This is a genomic window from Paraburkholderia sp. SARCC-3016 (assembly GCF_031119615.1).
GTDB lineage: Bacteria > Pseudomonadota > Gammaproteobacteria > Burkholderiales > Burkholderiaceae > Paraburkholderia.
This window is the reverse complement of record NZ_JAVHZD010000032.1, coordinates 79,495-97,712: the sequence shown is the minus strand read 5'-3', so window position 1 is coordinate 97,712 and position 18,218 is coordinate 79,495. Positions and strand designations below refer to the sequence as shown.

General features: G+C 61.7%; 16 protein-coding genes and 1 pseudogene. 14 read left to right on the top strand and 3 right to left on the bottom strand.

Annotation, left to right across the window (positions count from 1 at the left end; all coding sequences use genetic code 11):
• Positions 1-26: 26 nt before the first annotated feature.
• Positions 27-821 (bottom strand): 3-oxoadipate enol-lactonase, encoded by a 795-nt coding sequence (gene pcaD / locus QYH69_RS27920; protein WP_308834956.1) that lies wholly within the window; start codon positions 819-821, stop codon positions 27-29.
• A gap of 227 nt (positions 822-1,048) precedes the next feature.
• Between pcaD and QYH69_RS27915 the strand changes: the two genes are divergently transcribed.
• Positions 1,049-1,810: a GntR family transcriptional regulator gene (locus QYH69_RS27915; RefSeq protein ID WP_308834955.1), complete on the top strand. Its 762-nt coding sequence runs from the start codon at positions 1,049-1,051 to the stop codon at positions 1,808-1,810.
• On the top strand, positions 1,737-2,426 hold the full coding sequence (locus tag QYH69_RS27910; protein WP_308834954.1) for an MBL fold metallo-hydrolase: 690 nt from the start codon (positions 1,737-1,739) through the stop codon (positions 2,424-2,426). Before QYH69_RS27915 ends, QYH69_RS27910 begins: the two co-directional genes overlap by 74 nt.
• Before the next feature lie 208 nt (positions 2,427-2,634).
• On the opposite strand, the gene QYH69_RS27905 is transcribed toward QYH69_RS27910, so the two are convergent.
• Positions 2,635-3,927, bottom strand: a complete 1,293-nt coding sequence (locus QYH69_RS27905; protein WP_308834953.1) for a 4-aminobutyrate--2-oxoglutarate transaminase — start codon at positions 3,925-3,927, stop codon at positions 2,635-2,637.
• Positions 3,928-4,304: 377 nt separating this feature from the next.
• Here QYH69_RS27905 and QYH69_RS27900 point away from each other — a divergent pair, with 377 nt between their 5' ends.
• The 3 genes from QYH69_RS27900 (at position 4,305) to QYH69_RS27890 (ending at position 7,705) form a co-directional block, all read left to right on the top strand.
• Positions 4,305-4,640 carry a DUF4148 domain-containing protein gene (locus QYH69_RS27900; RefSeq protein WP_308834952.1) on the top strand — a complete coding sequence of 112 codons (336 nt, stop codon included), beginning with the start codon at positions 4,305-4,307 and terminating at the stop codon, positions 4,638-4,640.
• Positions 4,641-4,682: 42 nt separating this feature from the next.
• Positions 4,683-4,883 (top strand): hypothetical protein, encoded by a 201-nt coding sequence (locus QYH69_RS27895; protein ID WP_308834951.1) that lies wholly within the window; start codon positions 4,683-4,685, stop codon positions 4,881-4,883.
• 608 nt (positions 4,884-5,491) lie between these two features.
• Complete coding sequence (locus QYH69_RS27890) at positions 5,492-7,705, top strand: glycoside hydrolase family 3 C-terminal domain-containing protein (RefSeq protein WP_308834950.1); 2,214 nt, start codon at positions 5,492-5,494, stop codon at positions 7,703-7,705.
• An 87-nt stretch (positions 7,706-7,792) separates the two neighbouring features.
• On the opposite strand, the gene QYH69_RS27885 is transcribed toward QYH69_RS27890, so the two are convergent.
• Entirely contained in the window at positions 7,793-8,584 is a 792-nt protein-coding gene (locus QYH69_RS27885) for a GntR family transcriptional regulator (RefSeq protein ID WP_308834949.1), read from the bottom strand.
• Between the two features lie 387 nt (positions 8,585-8,971).
• On the opposite strand from QYH69_RS27885, the gene QYH69_RS27880 reads away from it, so the two are divergent.
• The 9 genes and pseudogenes from QYH69_RS27880 (at position 8,972) to QYH69_RS27840 (ending at position 18,217) form a co-directional block, all read left to right on the top strand.
• Positions 8,972-9,595: a cadmium resistance transporter gene (locus QYH69_RS27880; RefSeq protein ID WP_308834948.1), complete on the top strand. Its 624-nt coding sequence runs from the start codon at positions 8,972-8,974 to the stop codon at positions 9,593-9,595.
• Positions 9,596-9,787: 192 nt separating this feature from the next.
• Positions 9,788-10,051, top strand: a pseudogene (locus tag QYH69_RS27875) (GntR family transcriptional regulator); the annotation flags it as partial.
• A gap of 9 nt (positions 10,052-10,060) precedes the next feature.
• Positions 10,061-10,585, top strand: coding sequence for a GntR family transcriptional regulator (locus QYH69_RS27870; RefSeq protein WP_308834965.1), 525 nt, complete (start codon positions 10,061-10,063; stop codon positions 10,583-10,585).
• A 107-nt stretch (positions 10,586-10,692) separates the two neighbouring features.
• Positions 10,693-12,135, top strand: a complete 1,443-nt coding sequence (locus QYH69_RS27865; protein WP_308834947.1) for an ABC transporter substrate-binding protein — start codon at positions 10,693-10,695, stop codon at positions 12,133-12,135.
• 1 nt (position 12,136) lies between these two features.
• On the top strand, positions 12,137-13,033 hold the full coding sequence (locus tag QYH69_RS27860) for an ABC transporter permease (protein WP_308834946.1): 897 nt from the start codon (positions 12,137-12,139) through the stop codon (positions 13,031-13,033).
• Entirely contained in the window at positions 13,030-13,890 is an 861-nt protein-coding gene (locus tag QYH69_RS27855; protein WP_308834945.1) for an ABC transporter ATP-binding protein, read from the top strand. Before QYH69_RS27860 ends, QYH69_RS27855 begins: the two co-directional genes overlap by 4 nt.
• Positions 13,891-13,985: 95 nt before the next feature.
• Entirely contained in the window at positions 13,986-15,353 is a 1,368-nt protein-coding gene (locus QYH69_RS27850) for an arylsulfatase (protein WP_308834944.1), read from the top strand.
• Between the two features lie 16 nt (positions 15,354-15,369).
• Entirely contained in the window at positions 15,370-16,338 is a 969-nt protein-coding gene (locus QYH69_RS27845) for a formylglycine-generating enzyme family protein (RefSeq protein WP_308834943.1), read from the top strand.
• Positions 16,339-16,411: 73 nt separating this feature from the next.
• Positions 16,412-18,217, top strand: coding sequence for an ATP-binding cassette domain-containing protein (locus tag QYH69_RS27840; protein WP_308834942.1), 1,806 nt, complete (start codon positions 16,412-16,414; stop codon positions 18,215-18,217).
• The last annotated feature ends 1 nt before the right edge of the window (position 18,218 follow it).

The following is an 18,218-nucleotide window of genomic DNA, read 5'->3' as shown; positions in this document are numbered from 1 at the left end:
GTTGGACTCCTTACTAAAGACGATGACTAGCCGCGCGAGTGCGCGAGCAGGAAGCATTCGAGCAGCGTGTTGCACAGGTCGGGGCGCTCCATCGTCGGCATATGCGCTGCGTCCGGGACGATCTGCAACTCGGCGCCCGGAATCGAGCTGGCGATGCGCTCGAGCACGGCCAACGGCGTCGATGTATCCGCTGCGCCGGCAATCACGAGCGTCGGCACCGCGATGCGGCCGAGCCCTGCGGCGATCGTCATATCGCGAATCGCCGCGGCGCAGCCGAGATAGCCGTCGAGCGAGGTGCCGAGGACCATCGCGCGCATCTGCGCCATCAGTTCGGGTTGCGACTGCCTGAAGGCGGGCGTGACCCAGCGGTCGACCGTCGCTTCGACGAGCGGCGGGACGCCGGTCTCGCGCGCTTCGATAATGCGCGCCTGCCACGAGGCCTTCGGCGCGTCGCTCGTCGTCGCGCACAACGTGAGGCTCGCAAGCCGCTCGCCGTGCGCGGCGCCGAATTGCTGGCCGATCATGCCGCCGAGCGAGAGGCCGACGTAATGAGCCTTGTCGATATCGAGCGTATCGAGCAGCGCGAGCACGTCTTGCGCGAGCAGCGCGAGCGTGTATTCGCCGGGCGTCGCACCCGATCCGCCGTGGCCGCGGATGTCGTAGGCGAGCACGCGGAACGAGTGCGACAGCACGTCGAGCTGCGGCTGCCACATCGACAGATCCGCCGCCAGTCCGTGGCTCAGCACGACGACCGGCGCGCCGGCCGGGCCGGTCAGCGAATAGCGCGTCTGGATGCCGTTTGTTTCGGCCGTTCGAAGCATGTCTCCGCGTCCTTTTTATTGCGTTTGTTCGGCTTGCAATCCGGCAGTGCCGGAAGGCGACGGAGACCGAGTCTCGATTTTGTCGACAATTTTGTCAATTTAATTGTGATCAAGGTAAACGCCAATACTGTCAACCATGGAGCCCGGTAGAATGCGCGGCATATGTCTGCAAGCGGGCCCGCCGTGCTGCGGCAGCGCCCAGACGACAACGGATCGAGGGAGAGGGCTTGGTTACACGGACGGACACACAGGCGGCGCAACTGGTCGAGGGCATCAAGACGGACATCATCATTGGCCGTCTGCGGCCGCATCAGCGGCTCGTCGAAGAGGAGATCAGCGCGCAGTTCGGGGTGTCGCGCCACGTGCTGCGCGCAGCGCTGATGCAACTCGAGGGAATGGGCCTCGTCACGCGGCGGCCCAATCGCGGCGTGATCGTGCGTGATTTCTCGCTTGCCCAGGTCGAGCAGATCTACGAGGTCCGGATGATTCTGCAGCGCGAGGCGGCCTTGCGTATTCCCATGCCGGCGCAACCCGAGGCGCTTGCGGAAATCGAGGCGATCCACGCCCAATATTGCCGCGAACTCGACGCGGGCAATCTGCTGCAGGTGAACGTGCTCAACGACGCATTTCACCGGCGCATCTGGGCGACCTGCCCGAATCAGTACCTCGCCGAAACGATCGAAAAACTGTGGGTCGAGACAACCGGCATCCGCTGGTACGGCGTCGGCGACCCGCAACTGCTCACGCATTCGCGCGAGCATCACGCGACGATGATCGAGCAGTTGCGCAGCGGTGACCGCGAAGGTTTCGTCGCACTCGCCGTCGACCATATCGTGCCGCCGCTCGATGCGTTCAGGCGCGCGCATCGCACGAGTGCGTCGTTCATGGCGCCCGCCCAGCCGGAACGGAGACCGGATGAAACCGACCTACGAGATTCTCGTGCAGGGAAACAACCTGCGTCTGAAAAACGACTTCCTCGGCATCGCTAATGTCACGCTGATTCGAGGCAAAGACGGCCTGATCCTGTTCGATACGGGCGGCTACATATCGCGGCTCGGGCTGCTGAAGGCGCTTTCCGATCGCGGTCTCGCGCCGGCCGATATCGGCACGGTGTTTCTGTCGCATCTGCATTTCGACCATGCGCACAACGTCGACCTGTTCGCGCACGCGCGCTTCGTGGTCAGCGAACGCGAATGGGAATATGCGGCCCACCCGCATCCGCACGACCAGCTTTTGCCGTGGGGGATCCGCGAGCAACTGTCGAAGTCGAAGGTCGAGTTTCTGAGCGGGGAAGGGCAACTCGACGCCGGGGTCAACTTCTTCCCGGCGCCGGGCCATACGCCGGGCTGCTACGGCCTCGAACTCGAAACCGCGGACCGCGGCCGCGTGATCGTTGCCGGCGACGCGATCAAATACGCGAAAGAAGCGATTCTCAAACGCTGCGACATGGCGTTCGACGAAGTCGACGTCGGTACGCGCACGATCCAGCGCATTCTCGAGCGCGCCGATCGTATCGTGCCGGGCCATTTTCCCGAACTGATCCGGCAGCCCGACGGCAATTTCATCTGGGAAGACCCGGCGCCGTTTGAACTTCTGGTGCGTTAGCGGCGCGCAGGGCGGATGTTGACCGACATCCTCCGACCGACACCCGGACCCGAGTCGGCGTCCTGCCATTCGCCTGCGAGGTAGCGCTTCGCTTGCGGCAGCGAACATCTTTGAGCTGAATTGTCGTCACGATGTGCGGGTGTTCTTCGGGATGATCGGGGCGAAGCGATGCGGCGCATTGCGTTGCATTGCATCGCGATACGCAGGTTCACTTGACGTCGCTTGCGGTTTCCTTCAGGACGTCTTCGAGAATGGCGATGGCTTCGTCGAACACGTGATCCTCGATGGTGAGCGGAAACAGGAAGCGAATCACGTTCGAATGGACGCCGCATACGAGCAGCAGCAGGCCGCGCTCGAGCGCGCGCGACTGCACGCGCTTCGTGAACGCCGCATCGGGCTCGTGGGCGGCGCCTTGCTTGCCGAACTCGACCGCGATCATCGCGCCCGGGCCGCGCACATCGGCGATTTGCGGCACCGCTGCGCGAAGTCCTTTCAGTGTCGTCTTCAGGCGTTCGCCGAGCACAGCCGCGCGGTCGCACAGCGCCTCGCTATCGATGATGTCGAGCACCGCATGCGCGGCCGCGACGGCGAGCGGGTTGCCTGCGTAGGTGCCGCCGAGCCCGCCCGGCGCCGCCGCGTCCATGATTTCGGCGCGGCCCGTCACGCCCGATAGCGGCACACCGCCGGCGAGGCTCTTGGCGATCGTCATGAGGTCGGGCACGACGTCGTAGTGTTCCATCGCGAACAGCTTGCCCGTGCGCGCAAAGCCGGTTTGCACTTCGTCGGCGATCAGCAGCATGCCGTGCGTATCGCACAGCGCGCGCAGGCCGCGCACGAATTCCGCCGGCGCCTGGTAGAAGCCGCCTTCGCCCTGCACGGGCTCGAAAATGATCGCTGCGACGCGCTGCGGATCGATGTCGGCCTTGAACAGATGCTCGAGCGCCTTCAGCGAATCGGCCGTCGTGACGCCGTGCAGCGGGGTCGGGAAGGGCGCGTGAAAGACATCGGGCGGAAACGGCCCGAAGCCGAGCTTGTACGGTGCGACCTTGCCGGTCAGCGCCATGCCCATCATCGTGCGGCCGTGAAAAGCGCCCGTGAACGCGATCACACCCGGGCGGCCGGTGGCGGCGCGGGCGATCTTCACCGCGTTCTCGACCGCTTCGGCGCCGGTCGTGAAAAACGCGGTCTTTTTCGCGTGCTTCCCAGGCGTGCGCGCGTTGATCTTTTCGGCGAGTTCGACATACGAGCGGTACGGCACGACCTGATACGCCGTGTGCGTGAAGCGATCGAGCTGCTCGCGAATCGCCGCGACGATCTTCGGATGACGATGGCCCGTGTTGGTCACCGCGATGCCGGCCGCGAAGTCGATGAAGCGGCGGCCCTCTACATCCCACAACTCCGCATTGAGCGCGCGCTCCGCGTAAAAGTCGCACATCACACCGACGCCGCGTGGCGTCGCAGCGTCTTTACGCTGTTGCAGTTCGGAATTGGCGGTACTCATCAAGACTCCTCGTGACGCGGTTGGGTGCGCTGCGCGACTTGCATGCACGAGCGACCGATGTCGCCGACTATAGTCAGGTTTGGCTCCTGGTTAGAGAGCCATCTTTGTAAAAATAAAGGAGCCATTGGTGCCGACCACGATGTTGTACGACTGGCTGGCGCAGCGCCTCGATCGCCGCGGCGAGCAGCCGCCGTATCGGCAATTGCATCGACTACCGCGCGCGGGGCGAGGCGCCACGAACATCGTATGCGGGGCGGCAACCGCCGTGATTCGATAGAGCAGTTTCCTGAGCCGCGATGCGATTCACGCGGCGCATGTTGGGCCGTAATCTTCACCCATGCCGTCGACAACGGTAACCCAACAGGAGCAAGAACATCATGAAGCGCTTAGGCCGGATTCTCGCCATTGCATCGTTTGCCGCAGTTCCGCTTTTTGGCCACGCAGCTGACGCAGAACACGTCTCGCGGGCGCATGTGCGCGCCGAACTGTTCGCCGCTGCGCGCACCGGTCAGTATCCGCAAAGCTATGCGCACTATCCGGATGCCGCGCCGGACCAGGCTATCGCGTATGCGGCACGCCATGCGGAGGCAACCGGTGGTGACACGTCATATGGCGCATCGACGACGGGCCGCAGTGCATCGGGCAAGCGCGCGAGTGCCGACGCAGGTGTCGACGATCGGTCGCAGTTCGATCAGTTGTACAACCATCCTTAAATGTTTACAAATCCAGGACTTCATTCCTTGAGGACATCGATCATGGTCGAATCTTTTGCTTTCGCGTATTGGGTCAGCCTGTTCGTGTTGTTTGCGGTGTTCGCGGTGACAGGCATGTTCGGCATCGGCGCGGTGTTTCGCACGTTGCCAAGAGTAGGGGCCTATCCGGCGCGGGCACTCGGTGCAGTGGCCGGTGCGGTGCTCGGGTTTGCGCTGCTCGGCGCGCTGCCCATCTTCGGTTAAGTCGGTATGCGTATGCGCGCACCAGGTCTGCTGCAGCAGTGGAACCGAACCCGGCGTAAGCCGGGTTCACGCTTTATGGCGTCAGCGAGCGTGGCATTGTAGCCGTTGCATTTGCATTTGCATCTGCCCGTGCGACGGCCCTTTGCGTCGCCTGAACTCCGTAGTTTGACTACAAAAAAATCGATATCGGTCATGCGATGCAAGTTTCTCGCGTAAGGCATTCGCCGGAATACCTAGCCGTGATCAGCTAAGCATAGTGCGCAATCGAACCGCATTGTGCGTCAATATTCTTTCGTTATCTAAACAATGAAATTTCAAAGTGCTGTCCGTTATGCGCCGCCGTAACACCAGTGAGGCCGCTACAGGGGAAAGCACTGACGTGGAAACACGTACGCACCCGCGAGAGTTTTTGTAAGATGTTTGGAGTTTTGCTACATCGCCACGACTGGCGACATCCGTGACGCGACCCTTTCGAGCCGCGGCACGATCGTCTGCGGCGACCCGGTGCCGCGATGCTCGCACCTGCCTGATGCCACAACACCGTTCGACAAACCGGTGGTGATCGCGCTCGTCTATTAAGCAGTCCATATATATTGATGGAGGAAGATATGAGGATCGTTCGCTGGCCGGCCGCCGCGCTGATGGTTGCGCTCGCCGCATCTGCGCATGCAACCGTTACAGGCAAGGATTCACCCTATCCGTTGCCGCAGCCGTTGACGGCCGCTGCCGTTGACTTTGGCGCGCACGCGCGCGCCGACATGCTCGTCAAGAAAATGACGCTGGATGAAAAGCTCCAGCTCATCCATTCCGAGTATCAGATGTCCGATGTGCCCGGCGGCGGCGCCGGCTACATTCAGGGAGTGCCGCGTCTGGGTATTCCCGATCTGAACATGATCGACTCATCGACCGGTTCGGGAAGCACGACTCAGCCTAGTACGACGTTCCCTGCCACGATCGGCCTGGCTGCGAGCTGGGATCCGTATCTCTCGCACGAGTTCGGGGCTGTGATTGCCGATCAGTTGCGCGAGCAGGGTTTCGGTATGGGTTTGGGCGGCGGTACCGATCTCGCGCGTGACCCGCGCGGCGGCCGTGCGTTCGAATACCTCGGCGAAGACCCCGTGCTCGCGGGTGTCATGCTCGCCGCACGCACGGTTGGCACGCAGAAACGTCATGTTATCGCGACCATCAAGCACTATGTGCTCAATGATCAGGAAACGGGCCGCAACGGCGGCAACAGCCAGGCCGACGAGCGAACCATGCGTGAACTGTATCTGCTGCCGTTCGAGATCGCTGCGAAAGAAGGGCGTCCGGGTAGCGTGATGTGCAGCTATAACCGGGTGAACGGAATTTACGCGTGCGAGAACCCGCATATCCTGAACGACGTGCTCAAGAACGACTGGGGCTTCGAGGGGCAGGTTCAGTCCGATTGGGGTGCGCCGCAAAGCACGGCGCCGTCGATCAACGCTGGCCTCGATGAGGAAGAGGACGTCGGTCCTACCGTGTATCTGACACCTGAACTCGTCAAGCAAGCGCTCGCGACGCATCAGATTACGCAACAGCGTCTCGACGATATGGTCAGGCGCAAGCTGTACGTGATGATCCGCGTCGGCGTGTTCGATCATCCGGCCAAGGGTGGCGCGACGATCGATTTCGCGAAGTATCGTTCGTTTGCGCAGTCGGCCGAAGAGCAATCGATCGTGTTACTGAAGAACGACAGCAACCAGTTGCCGCTCGCCGCGCCTGCACTGAACCGGATCGCCGTCATCGGAGGCCATGCCGATACGGCCGTGCTTACTGGCGGCGGTTCCGGCAATACGCGAGATCCGGTCACCGGTCACTTTTCCGGATGCGGCGGTCTCGTGTTCCCGCGTCAGACCGGCTGCGGCTGGTGGCCCAATCCGTGGCTGACGATTCCCGTGCCGATCGTCCAGGCGATCCAGCAACACGCGCCCGCCGCGAAAGTGAGCTTTGCGGGCAACACCGATCAGACGCAGCCATACCGCAACTACACGCAACAGGAAATCGATCAGGCCGTCGCGCTGGCTCGCCAGTCCGATGTGGCGCTCGTTGTCGTCACGCAGGAAGGAGGGGAGGATTTCGGCGAACTGGAAAGCCTGAGTCTTGCGAACCCGGGCAATCAGGATCAGTTGGTCGAGGCGGTCGCGAAGGCGAACCCGCATACAGTGGTCGTCGTCGAAAGCGGCAATCCGGTGCTGATGCCGTGGAAGGACGACGTGGCCGCGATCGTAGAGGCCTGGTACCCGGGCGAGGGCGGCGGACAGGCGATCGCCAACGTGCTGTTCGGCAAGGTCAATCCGTCGGGCAAGCTGCCTGTTACATTCCCGGTTCGCGACCAGGACACGCCGACGTGGGGCTCGAACGGTGCGATTCCTACCGATCCGATCTACTCGGAAGAACTCGACATGGGCTATCGCTGGTATGACGCGAAGAACATCCAGCCGATGTTCGAGTTCGGCTACGGCCTGTCGTACACGCACTTCAGTTATTCGGATCTGTCGGTCAAGCGCGGTCCGGATCATACGCTGACGGCGTCGTTCAAGGTACGTAACGACGGCCGTGTGGCGGGGGCGGAAACGGCTCAGGTCTATCTCGGCGTGAACTACAACGGCGAACCGCCGCGGCGCCTCGTGGGCTGGGAAAAGACGTACCTGAAGCCCGGCGAAGCGAAGCAGATGCAAGTGACAGTCACGGAGCGGGGGCAGAGCGTCTGGGACACGGCGCATAACGACTGGAAGTACGTGCCGGGCAGCGCGGTATATGTCGGCGCGTCGTCACGCGACATCAGGCTGCAAAGTCGCTAAGGTGCGAGGTACTCCGGAGTGCCGGCGCCGACGGCACTCCGGCGATCGCGGGACAACCGTTCAAGAGCCTCGCCGACGAACCTGACGCTATGCGCGACAAGCTTTGCGCGCCTGTTTGCGCGGCGCCTTCGACCGCTTCCGGTCCACCCGCAATCTGTACTGAAACGTTCCGCCCTTGAAATACAGATACTCGAAATCGATCGGCTGCCGCTCGCTGTCATAGGTGAGCCGTTCGACACGCAGCACCGGTGCATCCTTCTTCAACTCGAGCGCGCGCGTGACAGGAGAGTAAGCCGGAATGGCGTCGATGTTCAGATCGGCACTGCCCAGCGCAATGCCGCAGTCGTTTTCGAGGATGAGAAAAATGTCGCGCGTGGCCAGGTCGGCGCGCTTGACCTTTTTTCCCAGTGCTTCCGGAAGGAAGGTAATTTCGTAGGACGTAGGCTCGCGATTGACGAGCCGCACCCGACGAATCTCGGCAACCAAGGCGCCCGGTTCAAGCGCCAGCCGCGACGCCACTTCCTCACTGGCCGCGACGAAGTCGAACGACACCACACGGTTGACGATTTCGTGACCGTCGCCCGACATCGATTCGGCAAATCCCTGCAACGACGTGATGTTCTGAACTGTCTTCGGTTGAGAAACGAAGGAACCTTTGCCGTGCACCTTGAAGATTAGCCCCTCCTTCTGCAGATCGCCCAACGCCTGCCGGATCGTGATGCGGCTGACTTCGAACATGTCCTGCAACTCGCTCTCCGAGGGCATGCGGCTGTGAGGCGCATATTTGCCGTCGAGAATGCCAGCGCGTAGCGCGTCCTTGATTTGCTGGTAGAGAGGAATCGGCGAGTTTGACTCGAATACGGGGCGGCGGGTGTGCATGGTCGATGAGTGGCGGACACGGAAATCTCAACCGTGCAGCGGTGAGGTTCGTTGATTATACCGTCAGGCAAGTCTCAGCGCGATGCGAACCGCCTGAATGCAGGCTTCGCCGGGCGTCGACATTGCGTCGCCCGGTTACGCGCCTTGCCGGACGCCGCCGGCGCATCATTGCATTGCGCAACGCACTTTCCCGGAGCCCGCCAATTATCGCAAATCGCGATCGCGGCTTACCTTTCCGCTTTCCTTTCCGCTTTCCTTTCCATTTGGCATCGTATTTGCATTTTCCGAGAAATCATATCGTGTCATAACGTGTTGACGTATGCTTCGGCTTCGGCTTCGGCTTCGTCTTCGGCGTCCCTTCCATGATGCGACGGAGCGGAGAAAAGATTGAATACCTTGCCTGTCTTGCTCGCTGCTGTCGCAGCCGCGTATGTGTCGACCAATGTCGATGGTTACGTGCTTCTGCTTAACTTCTTTGGCGACGCGCGTTATCGCGCCTATGAGATCGTGGCGGGTCAGTTCGTCAGCGTCGCTGCGCAGATGGCTTTTTCCGTTGCGATCGCGCAATCCGCGTGGTTGCCGGACGCGCCGTGCATCGGCCTGGCGGGCATCGTGCCGCTAGTCGCCGGTTTGTCGCGCATTGCCCGGCTCGGGCAACACCGTAAGCCTGACAAACGCGCCAGCGAGCCCGAAACGACGCCGCGAGCGGGCGGCGCGGGTCGCGCGCTCACAGTCGCGATCGTCGCAACATGCGGTGCCGTCGACAACGTGCTGGTTTACTCGAGTTTGCTGATCGGCTGGCCCTTGGCGGAGATTTCGTTGGCCACGCTTATCTTCGTCCTGCTAACGGCGATTTTATGCGCAAGCGCCTTCCTGACTGCGCGCTCGCACCGCTCGATTGCCGCGCTGCGCCGCGTCGCATCGCGTATCGCTCCATTCGCGACAACGGCGATAGGCCTCTCTTTGCTGATCCGCTTCGATACGTTGGGATGGATTTATTCACTGGCTTGAGCCGGCAATCAGCGCCCGTCGCCGTGCACCATGCCGACACGCAGAATGCACCGTGTGCCGCAGCCAAGTTCGGAAGTGGGGCGCGCGGTGGCGCGAAAAGCGGGTGAATCCCGAGGTTTTGGCAGCGAAAAAGCTTGGCATATCTCTTGCCTTATCCGGATCAACTTGTAATGACGAGTTATATCGACGTCCATGCCTACAGCTGATCCGACTTTTACTGGGACGAGTGTTACGCCGGCGGCCGGATCGCCCGAGCATCTCGGTGGACCAAGCCCGATGTATGCGCAGATTGCCGATATTCTGCGCAACCGCATCTTGCAAGGCGTATATCGTCCGCATCAGCAGATGCCGTCCGAGAGCGAACTGATGCATGCCTTTGACGTGAGTCGCATAACGGTTCGGCAGGCATTGGGGAACTTGCAAAGCGAAGGTCTGATCTTTCGCATTCATGGCAAGGGGACTTTCGTGTCACGACCACGGGCATTCCAGGATCTCGGTAGCCTGCGAGGCTTCGGAAGCGCAATGCGCGAAATGGGCTACGAAACGCATTCTAAAGTGCTGTCGCTAAGAACCATCGTACCGCCCAAACATGTGCGTGAACGTCTCCAGAGCGCCGAGCGTGTCACGGAGCTGAAGCGTCTGCGGTTCCTGAACCGGGCGCCGATCTCGCTCGACGTGTCATATCTGCCCTCCGAGATCGGCATGCGCGTCGCACGCGCCGATCTCGCGAATCGCGACGTGTTTTCGGTGCTCGAAAACGACTGTCAGATCGCGCTCGGCCATGCCGATTTGCGGATGTGCTCGGTGCTTGCCACGGCGGAGCTGCTCGGCCTGCTCGGCGGGGAAGAAGGCTCGCCGATCCTGTTTATCGAGCGCGTCATTCATACGAGCGCAGGATTGCCGCTCGAATACGAAGAACTGTATTACCGGGGAGACGCCTTCCAGTTCAAGGTGCACGTCGAAAGGCAGACGCCTCGTGCCGAGATTTGAGTTTGCGGGTGGATCACGTTCGGGTGCACGACCGGCATCCCGGTCGTCACTTTCCGGCACAAGCTGCACCGAACCGTTTCATGTCGTTCAATCTTTAGGATTACATCATGCGAATCAGAGACTTGGCAGGTCGCGCGCTATGCAGTGCTTCACTCGTCGCGATGGGCTCGGTGCTGGCGTCTGGAACATCCGCGCACGCGGAAACAATTGACATCGGCATCGGCACGCAGGACACAACGACCAATACCGTCACCGGCGGAATCATCATCAAACAACTCGGTTTGCTGGACAAATATCTTCCGCATACGGGCAAATACAAGGGCGTCACCTACAACGTGACGTGGCAGAACGCGACCTCGGGGCCGCCGATTACCAACGGCATGATCGCCGGCAACCTGCAGATCGGCATGATGGGCGACTATCCACTGCTCGTGAACGGTGCGACCGGACACGCGACGGGGAATGACACGGAGCTCGTCGCCGTGATCGCATATAACGCGCAAGGCGGCGGGAACGGCGTTGTCGTGCCCAAGGATTCGCCCTACTACGACCTGAGCGACCTGAAAGGCAAGCGGGTATCCGTGCCGTTTGGCTCCGCCGCTCACGGCATGCTGCTCGCTGCGTTGCGGAGCCGGAACTTGCCTGGTGACTATTTCACGCTCGCGAACCAGTCGCCTGAAGTCGGCAGTACGAGCATTCAGGAAAAGCGCGTCGATGCGCACGCTGACTTCGTGCCGTTCGCCGAACTGCTCCCTTATCGCGGTTATGCGCGCAAGATTTTCGAAGGCGCGGAAACGGGCCAGCCGACGTTCCATGGCGTTGTCGTCAGAAAGGACTTTGGACAGAAGTATCCCGAGATCGTCACCGCTTACATCAGGGCTTTGATGGATGCGAACGATTGGGTGCGCAAAAACCCCGAGCAAGCGGCGCAGAAGATTCAGACATGGACCAAGGTGGACAAGGAAGTGGCCTACATTTTTCTCGGTCCGGGTGGCATCGATACGCTCGATCCGACCATCAAGCCGCGCTGGATTGCCGCGCTGAAGAAAGACTATGCGGTGCTCAAACAGCTCAACATGATCAAGGATCTCGACATTGACCAGTGGGTCGACGACTCGTTCGTACGAGAAGCGTTCAAGGAATCGGGCCGCGACTACGCCGCACAGCTGGCGAGCTTCACGAACTATCAGGTCCAAGGCAAGGACGCCGTCTGCAACGCGCCGGTCAGCAACCCGTCGCAGGCCGGGCAGATATGGATCGAGGGCGGAGATGTCGTGCCGTTCAGTTCCCCGGCCTGCACGCTTGAAGGTGTAAACCAGTACCACGCACAAGGCAAGAAGCTCAACGCCATATATCTGACGGACAAGACGCTTGGCATAAAGGTCTTCGCAGACAAGGCGTTCTACACACTCGGTGGCGGGGGCGCCACGAACCCCGACCTCGAGCCGTTTCTGCTCAAGCGCGACGCCGAAGCAAGCGCGAAGAAGTCGGGCGCCAAGGTGGTGAGCTTCACACAGGCGTTGAATGCAATCGGTAACGGAGGGAAATGAGATGGAACGCTCGCTCGATCTTGAACTCAAGAATCGCGTATCGGGACAGCCTGCGCCGTCTGGAAACAGATCTCGCAAGAGCCGCCGCTTCAAGGCACCCACGCTGGACAGTGCGCAGGCGCTCGGCGTCAAGGCAGCATTTGCTGCGCTATCGATCGGCGTGTTGATCATGCTCTGGTATCTCGGCACGCGTTATCACGTGCAGTTCTATATCCGTTTTCAGAACGTGCCTACCCCGTACGATGTTTTTCGTGAAGCCGTGCATGTCGTCGGATCCAACGCGTTTGGAAAGAACATCGGCAACAGCTTGCGGCGCATCTTCGTGGGCTTCGCCATCGCGGTCGTTGCGGGCGTGGGTGTGGGCCTGATGATCGGCCGCTATCGCATCGTCAACCAGTTGCTGATGCCGGCGATCGAAGTGCTGCGCCCCATTCCCGCGATAGCGTGGGTCCCGATGTCGATCATGCTATGGCCGACCACCGAGTCTTCCATCGTCTTCATCACGTTCATCGGGGCGTTTTATCCGATCCTGCTCAATACGGTCGACGGTGTCGAGTCGCTCGACGGCGTGTTGATGCGCGCGGGCCGATGCCTTGGCGCGAGCGAGGTCCAGCTTTTCTGGCATGTGATCCTGCCAGGCGTGTTACCGAACATATTTACCGGCCTCGCGGTGGGCATGGGGGTCGCGTGGGTGTCGCTGATCGCAGCCGAAATGATCTCCGGGCAGTACGGCGTCGGCTATTACACCTGGGAAGCGTATTCGCTCGTCAACTATCCCGCGATCGTGCTCGGCATGATTACCATCGGCGCACTTGGCCTCCTGTGCAGTGGCGCCATTCGACTGGTTGGCCAGTTGTCGATGCCATGGCTCGCCTACGTCAACGGAGCGCGCAAATGACGAATACCAATAAAGGACGCCTCGACTGCCGCAATATCGGCGTCGTATTCGGCTCGGGCGACGAGCAGACCGAAGCGCTCAAGGATGTGTCGATTACCGTCGAGCCCCACGAATTCGTCTCGCTGATCGGTCCTTCCGGTTGCGGCAAGTCATCGCTATTGAGCATCGTCGCGGGCTTTACACACCCGACACGCGGCGTCGCCGCGCTGGATGGCGTGCCGATCAGAAAACCGGGTGCGGAGCGCGGCGTGGTGTTCCAGCAGTATTCACTATTCCCGTGGCTGCGTGTGCGAGAGAACGTGGAATTCGGCCTCAAGATGGCGGGCGTCTCACGCGTCAAGCGCGAAGGCACCGCGCGCACGCTGCTCGGGCTTGCGGGCCTACTGGCTTTCGAAAACCATTATCCCGACCAGCTTTCGGGAGGCATGAAGCAACGCATAGGCATCGTGCGGGCTCTCGCGGCGAATCCGCAAGTGCTGTTAATGGACGAGCCGTTCGGCGCACTCGATACGCAAACGCGCTCCGTGATGCAGGAGATTCTGACGAACATGTGGCAGCGCTTCCGTCTGTCGGTGCTGTTCATCACGCACGATATCGAAGAAGCGGTCTTTCTGTCCGACCGCATCTACGTCATGACGGCGCGTCCCGGCCGGATCAAGGCCGAAATTCGTGTGCCTCTGCCGCGCCCGCGCACCGCTGCGATGTTTGACACGATGGAGTTCACCGAGCTCGTTCATCGCCTGAAGAACCTGATTCGGGAGGAGTCGCTGGCGGCGATGGGATCGGAACTGCAAAGCGGCGGTGTCGAGGGATTCAGCATCGATATGGGCCCGAACGGCGTAGAAGAGATGCTCTGAGCCCGTTGAAGGAAAACAGAAGAGCACATGACATTTCCAGTTAGCATCCCTAAAGGAGGGCGGGGATTAACGCTCTCGATCCAATGGAGTATTAAATGAGCAAAAAACCGAACATCCTGTTCTTCCATGTCGACAATCTTGGCATGGGCGAGCTCGGCTGCTACGGCGGCGGCAAGCTGCGCGGTGCAGATACGAAGCGCATCGACACCTTTTGCAAGGAAGGCATGAAGCTCACGCACTACGTGGTCGAGCCGCAATGCACGCCGACGCGCTCCGCCTTGATGACGGGGCGTTACCCGATTCGCTCCGGCAACCACACGATCGCGCTAGGCGGCAACGGCGGCGGCCTCGTGACGTGGGAAATCACCATCGCCGAGCTGCTGGCCAAAGGCGGCTACAAGTCGTCGTGTCTCGGCAAATGGCATATCGGCGCGGAAGACGGCCGCTTTCCCACCGATCACGGCTTCGACGAATGGTATGGCCCGCTGCGCACCTACGATGAATGCATGTGGCTCGAAGACCCTCACTATGTTCCCGAGCGCGATGGATACTCGCACATGCATGAGGGCTTCAAGGACAAAGGCACGAAGCCGCTGCTCGACGAGCAGCTCACGATGGAAACCAAGAAGACCTGCGATCTCGAGTATCAGAAGCGCGGCATCGATTTCATGCAGCGCTGCGTGAAGAGTGACGAGCCGTTCTTCCTCTACTTCAATCATTCGCTGATGCACTTCCCGATGTCGCCGCGCGACGAGTTCGTCGGCAAGAGCACCAACGGGGACTGGGGCGATTGTCTCCTCATGCTCGATCACGACTTCGGCGTGCTGCTCGACGAACTCGACCGTCTCGGCATCGCCAACGACACCATCGTCATTCTGTGCGGCGACAACGGCGCGGAAGATCACCTCGCGGGCCGCGGCACGGGCGGTTTCTTCGATGGCTCGTACTTCAGCTCCGCGGAAGGCGGCATCCGCACGCCGATGCTGGCACGCTGGCCCGGTCGCATCCCGGCTGGCGTCGAGAGCAACGAAATGGTGCACGTTACCGACATGTTCACCACGCTGCTGAACTTCGCGGGCGAAGAGCCGCCGAAAGACCGGCTTATCGACGGCAAGGACCAGACGCGATTCTTCCTTGGCGAGCAGACGACCTCGAACCGGGACTCGTGCATGGTGTGGCTCAAGGACGAATTGCATGCGGTCAAGTGGAAAGACTTCAAGATCAACTTCAAGCGTCAGCAGCATTTCCACGATCCCGAGCTGCCGCTCGGCTTCGCGCGCATTACGCATTTGCAGGAAGACCCGAAGGAACGCGAGGCCGTGAATCAACGTTACGTGCGGTGGTGGGTCATGCAGCACGCGCATCGCGTCGTGCGTGAATTCGACGAGAGTGTGAAGCAGGAAGAGCTGATCCCGCCGGGCTCCGCACTGGAATTCGTGCCGAAGTCGGTCTTCAACTCCTGATGCCATGAGCGCGCCGATGAGGGACACGAAACCCGCAAAACGTGTATGCTGCTGCGCTCAGGCGAAGGCGGCGGCGCACGCGCCATCGATCGACGCCGGTCATATCGAAGGCATGGTGTTGATTACCGGCGGGGACTTCACGATGGGTTCCGATGTTTTCTATCGCGAGGAACGTCCGTCGCGGCGCGCCACGGCGCCCGACTTCCGGATCGACGCGCATCCTGTGACGAACGCTCAGTTCAAGGCGTTCGTCGATGCCACCGGCTATCTCACCGTATCCGAGCGGCAACCCGATCCGGCGTTGTATCCCGATGCCGATCCCGCGTTGCTTTGTCCGGGCTCGCTCGTCTTCACGCAGCCGCCATCCCGGGTCGGTCTGCGCGACTACCGGAACTGGTGGGCGTACGTGCCAGGCGCGAACTGGCGTCATCCGCAAGGGCCGCAGAGCGATCTCGAAGGCCTCGCAGATCATCCGGTGGTGCATGTCACCTATGCGGATGCGAGCGCGTATGCAGCGTGGGCGGGCAAGTCGCTGCCCAGTGAAATCGAGTGGGAATACGCTGCGCGCGGTGGCCTCGATGGTGCCGCGTATCCGTGGGGCGATGACCCCGCTCCTGAGGGACGGCAAATGGCGAACACATGGCAAGGCGAGTTTCCGTGGCAAAACACGGCGCTCGACGGCTACGAACGCACCTCGCCAGTAAAGGCGTTTCCGGCCAACGGCTACGGTCTTTACGATGTCGCGGGCAATGTGTGGGAATGGACTACCACGCGTTACGGCAGCGCGCCGGGCGTCGAGGAAACGAAATCATGCTGCGTGCCGTCGTCGGGGCTTGGCGATCCCAGCGTACGCCATGTCGTCAAGGGCGGCTCGCATTTGTGTGCGCCGAGTTATTGCCTGCGTTATCGGCCTGCCGCACGTCAGGGCCAGACGCTCGATACGTCGACGAGCCATATCGGATTTCGATGCGTTGTACGCGTGTGATCGCTGCGCACGCTCGGCGCACGCGTCGTCGACATACGGCGCGTGTTACGTTTCAAACAAACAGAGTATTGTCATGACACTTCCTGTCAGCAGGATAGAAGCAGTGCGCGCATCGTGGCGCGTCGCCTTACCCGCATCACGCGCAGAACTGCTACGCGAGGTGCTTGCGGGCGTCGTCACCAGCCTCGCGCTGATTCCGGAGGTCATCTCTTTCGCGTTGATTTCAGGAGTCGAACCGCGTGCGGCCCTGTTCGCATCCGTTGTGCTGCTGCTTGTCACGTCCCTGCTCGGCGGACGTCCTGCGATGGTGACCGCCGCGGCGGGCTCCGTCGCGCTCGTCGTCGGTCCGATGGTGCAGGCGCACGGCACTGGCTACATTTTCCCCGCAGTGTTGCTCGGTGGACTGATCCAGGTCGCGTTCGGCGTACTCGGTCTCGCGCGCATCGTGCGCTTCATTCCGCGCTCAGTCATGCTCGGCTTCGTCAACGCGCTAGGCATCCTCATTTTCTGCGCGCAAGTGCCGCATGTGATCGACAAGCCGGCTGCGGTTTACGTACTGTTCGCCGTTACCATCGTGATCGTTTTGCTTGGGCCGCGTGTCACTCGTGACACGCGCGAAGCCGAGCGCCACGGCGTGGCGCTCGTGCACCAGGAAATCACGATCAATCCGTCTTTGACAGTGGCGGAAAACATCTTCATCGATCGGCTTTCGCGCTTCTCGCGTTACGGCTTCATGCAGCGCAGGGCGCTCGAGCGTGCCGCGCAACAGGTGCTCGACAGCTTCGACGCGGGAATTCAGGTGTCGACCGGTATCGAGCGGCTCGATCTCGGGCAATGGAAATGCATCGAGATTGCGCGCGCGTTGTCGCACGATCCGCAGATCCTGTTTCTCGACGAAGCGACCGCATTTCTCGGTCACCGGGAAGTCGACGCGCTGCTCAAGGCGATTCGCGCGCTCAAGACGCGCGGGTTGTCGGTCGCGTTCGTGTCGCATCACCTGAGCGAGGTAACGGAAGTCGCGGATCGACTGACCATCCTGAAGGACGGCAACCTCGCCGGCAGCGCGCACGTCGCCGACATCGCGCCGGCGGAGATCCATGCGCGCATGGTCGGCCGCGATATCTCGGGCCACGTGTTTCCGCCCAAGGCGCAACGGCCGCCGGCCGAAATCGTGCTGGCCGTGCAAGACGTGAGCGTGGCCGGCCGTCTCGACGATGTGCGCCTCGACGTGCACAGCGGCGAGATCGTCGGCATTGCCGGCCTGAAAGGAGGCGGCGGCGAGGCGGTGCTCGAACTCGCGATGGGCGTGCTCGCGCCGCAACGCGGGACGCTCGCGCTCGGCGCGAACCGCTACGCGCCCAGACATCCGGATGCGGCGTGGCGTGCCGGCGTCGCGTATCTGCCGGGCGATCGCACCGGCGAAGGCCTGATTGCCGACTTCAGCGTGCTGGACAACATCGTCATGGCCCGGCCGCCGCGCCGCCTTGGGGTGTTCGACACGCGGCAGGCGCATCGCGACGTGTCCGAACTCGGCGCGCGCCTGAAGATCAAGGCCGCGCATCCGGGCATCGCGTGCCGCGCGCTGAGCGGCGGCAATCTGCAGAAGGTCGTGCTGGCCAAGTGCCTGCATGTCGCGCCGCGGCTTCTGTTGCTCAACAACCCGACGCGTGGCGTCGACATCGGCGCGCGTATCGAAATCTACCGGGTCATCCGCACGTTGGCGGACGAGGGCGTCGCGGTGCTGCTCGTCAGCGACGACCTGCCCGAACTGATCGGCCTCTCCGACCGGCTCGCCGTGATGCGCGGCGGCCGCATCGAACATACGTTCGCCGCCGGCGATACCGCGGACGAGACGACTATCGTCCGCTTCATGACTTGAG

Bases quoted from the DNA above. Each gene is read 5' to 3' on its own strand.
- pcaD (WP_308834956.1), bottom strand. From the start codon at position 821: ATGCTTCGAACGGCCGAAACAAACGGCATCCAGACGCGCTATTCGCTG.
- QYH69_RS27910 (WP_308834954.1), top strand. From the start codon at position 1,737: ATGAAACCGACCTACGAGATTCTCGTGCAGGGAAACAACCTGCGTCTG.
- QYH69_RS27905 (WP_308834953.1), bottom strand. From the start codon at position 3,927: ATGAGTACCGCCAATTCCGAACTGCAACAGCGTAAAGACGCTGCGACG.
- QYH69_RS27900 (WP_308834952.1), top strand. From the start codon at position 4,305: ATGAAGCGCTTAGGCCGGATTCTCGCCATTGCATCGTTTGCCGCAGTT.
- QYH69_RS27895 (WP_308834951.1), top strand. From the start codon at position 4,683: ATGGTCGAATCTTTTGCTTTCGCGTATTGGGTCAGCCTGTTCGTGTTG.
- QYH69_RS27890 (WP_308834950.1), top strand. From the start codon at position 5,492: ATGAGGATCGTTCGCTGGCCGGCCGCCGCGCTGATGGTTGCGCTCGCC.
- QYH69_RS27885 (WP_308834949.1), bottom strand. From the start codon at position 8,584: ATGCACACCCGCCGCCCCGTATTCGAGTCAAACTCGCCGATTCCTCTC.
- QYH69_RS27865 (WP_308834947.1), top strand. From the start codon at position 10,693: ATGCGAATCAGAGACTTGGCAGGTCGCGCGCTATGCAGTGCTTCACTC.
- QYH69_RS27860 (WP_308834946.1), top strand. From the start codon at position 12,137: ATGGAACGCTCGCTCGATCTTGAACTCAAGAATCGCGTATCGGGACAG.
- QYH69_RS27855 (WP_308834945.1), top strand. From the start codon at position 13,030: ATGACGAATACCAATAAAGGACGCCTCGACTGCCGCAATATCGGCGTC.
- QYH69_RS27850 (WP_308834944.1), top strand. From the start codon at position 13,986: ATGAGCAAAAAACCGAACATCCTGTTCTTCCATGTCGACAATCTTGGC.
- QYH69_RS27845 (WP_308834943.1), top strand. From the start codon at position 15,370: ATGAGGGACACGAAACCCGCAAAACGTGTATGCTGCTGCGCTCAGGCG.
- QYH69_RS27840 (WP_308834942.1), top strand. From the start codon at position 16,412: ATGACACTTCCTGTCAGCAGGATAGAAGCAGTGCGCGCATCGTGGCGC.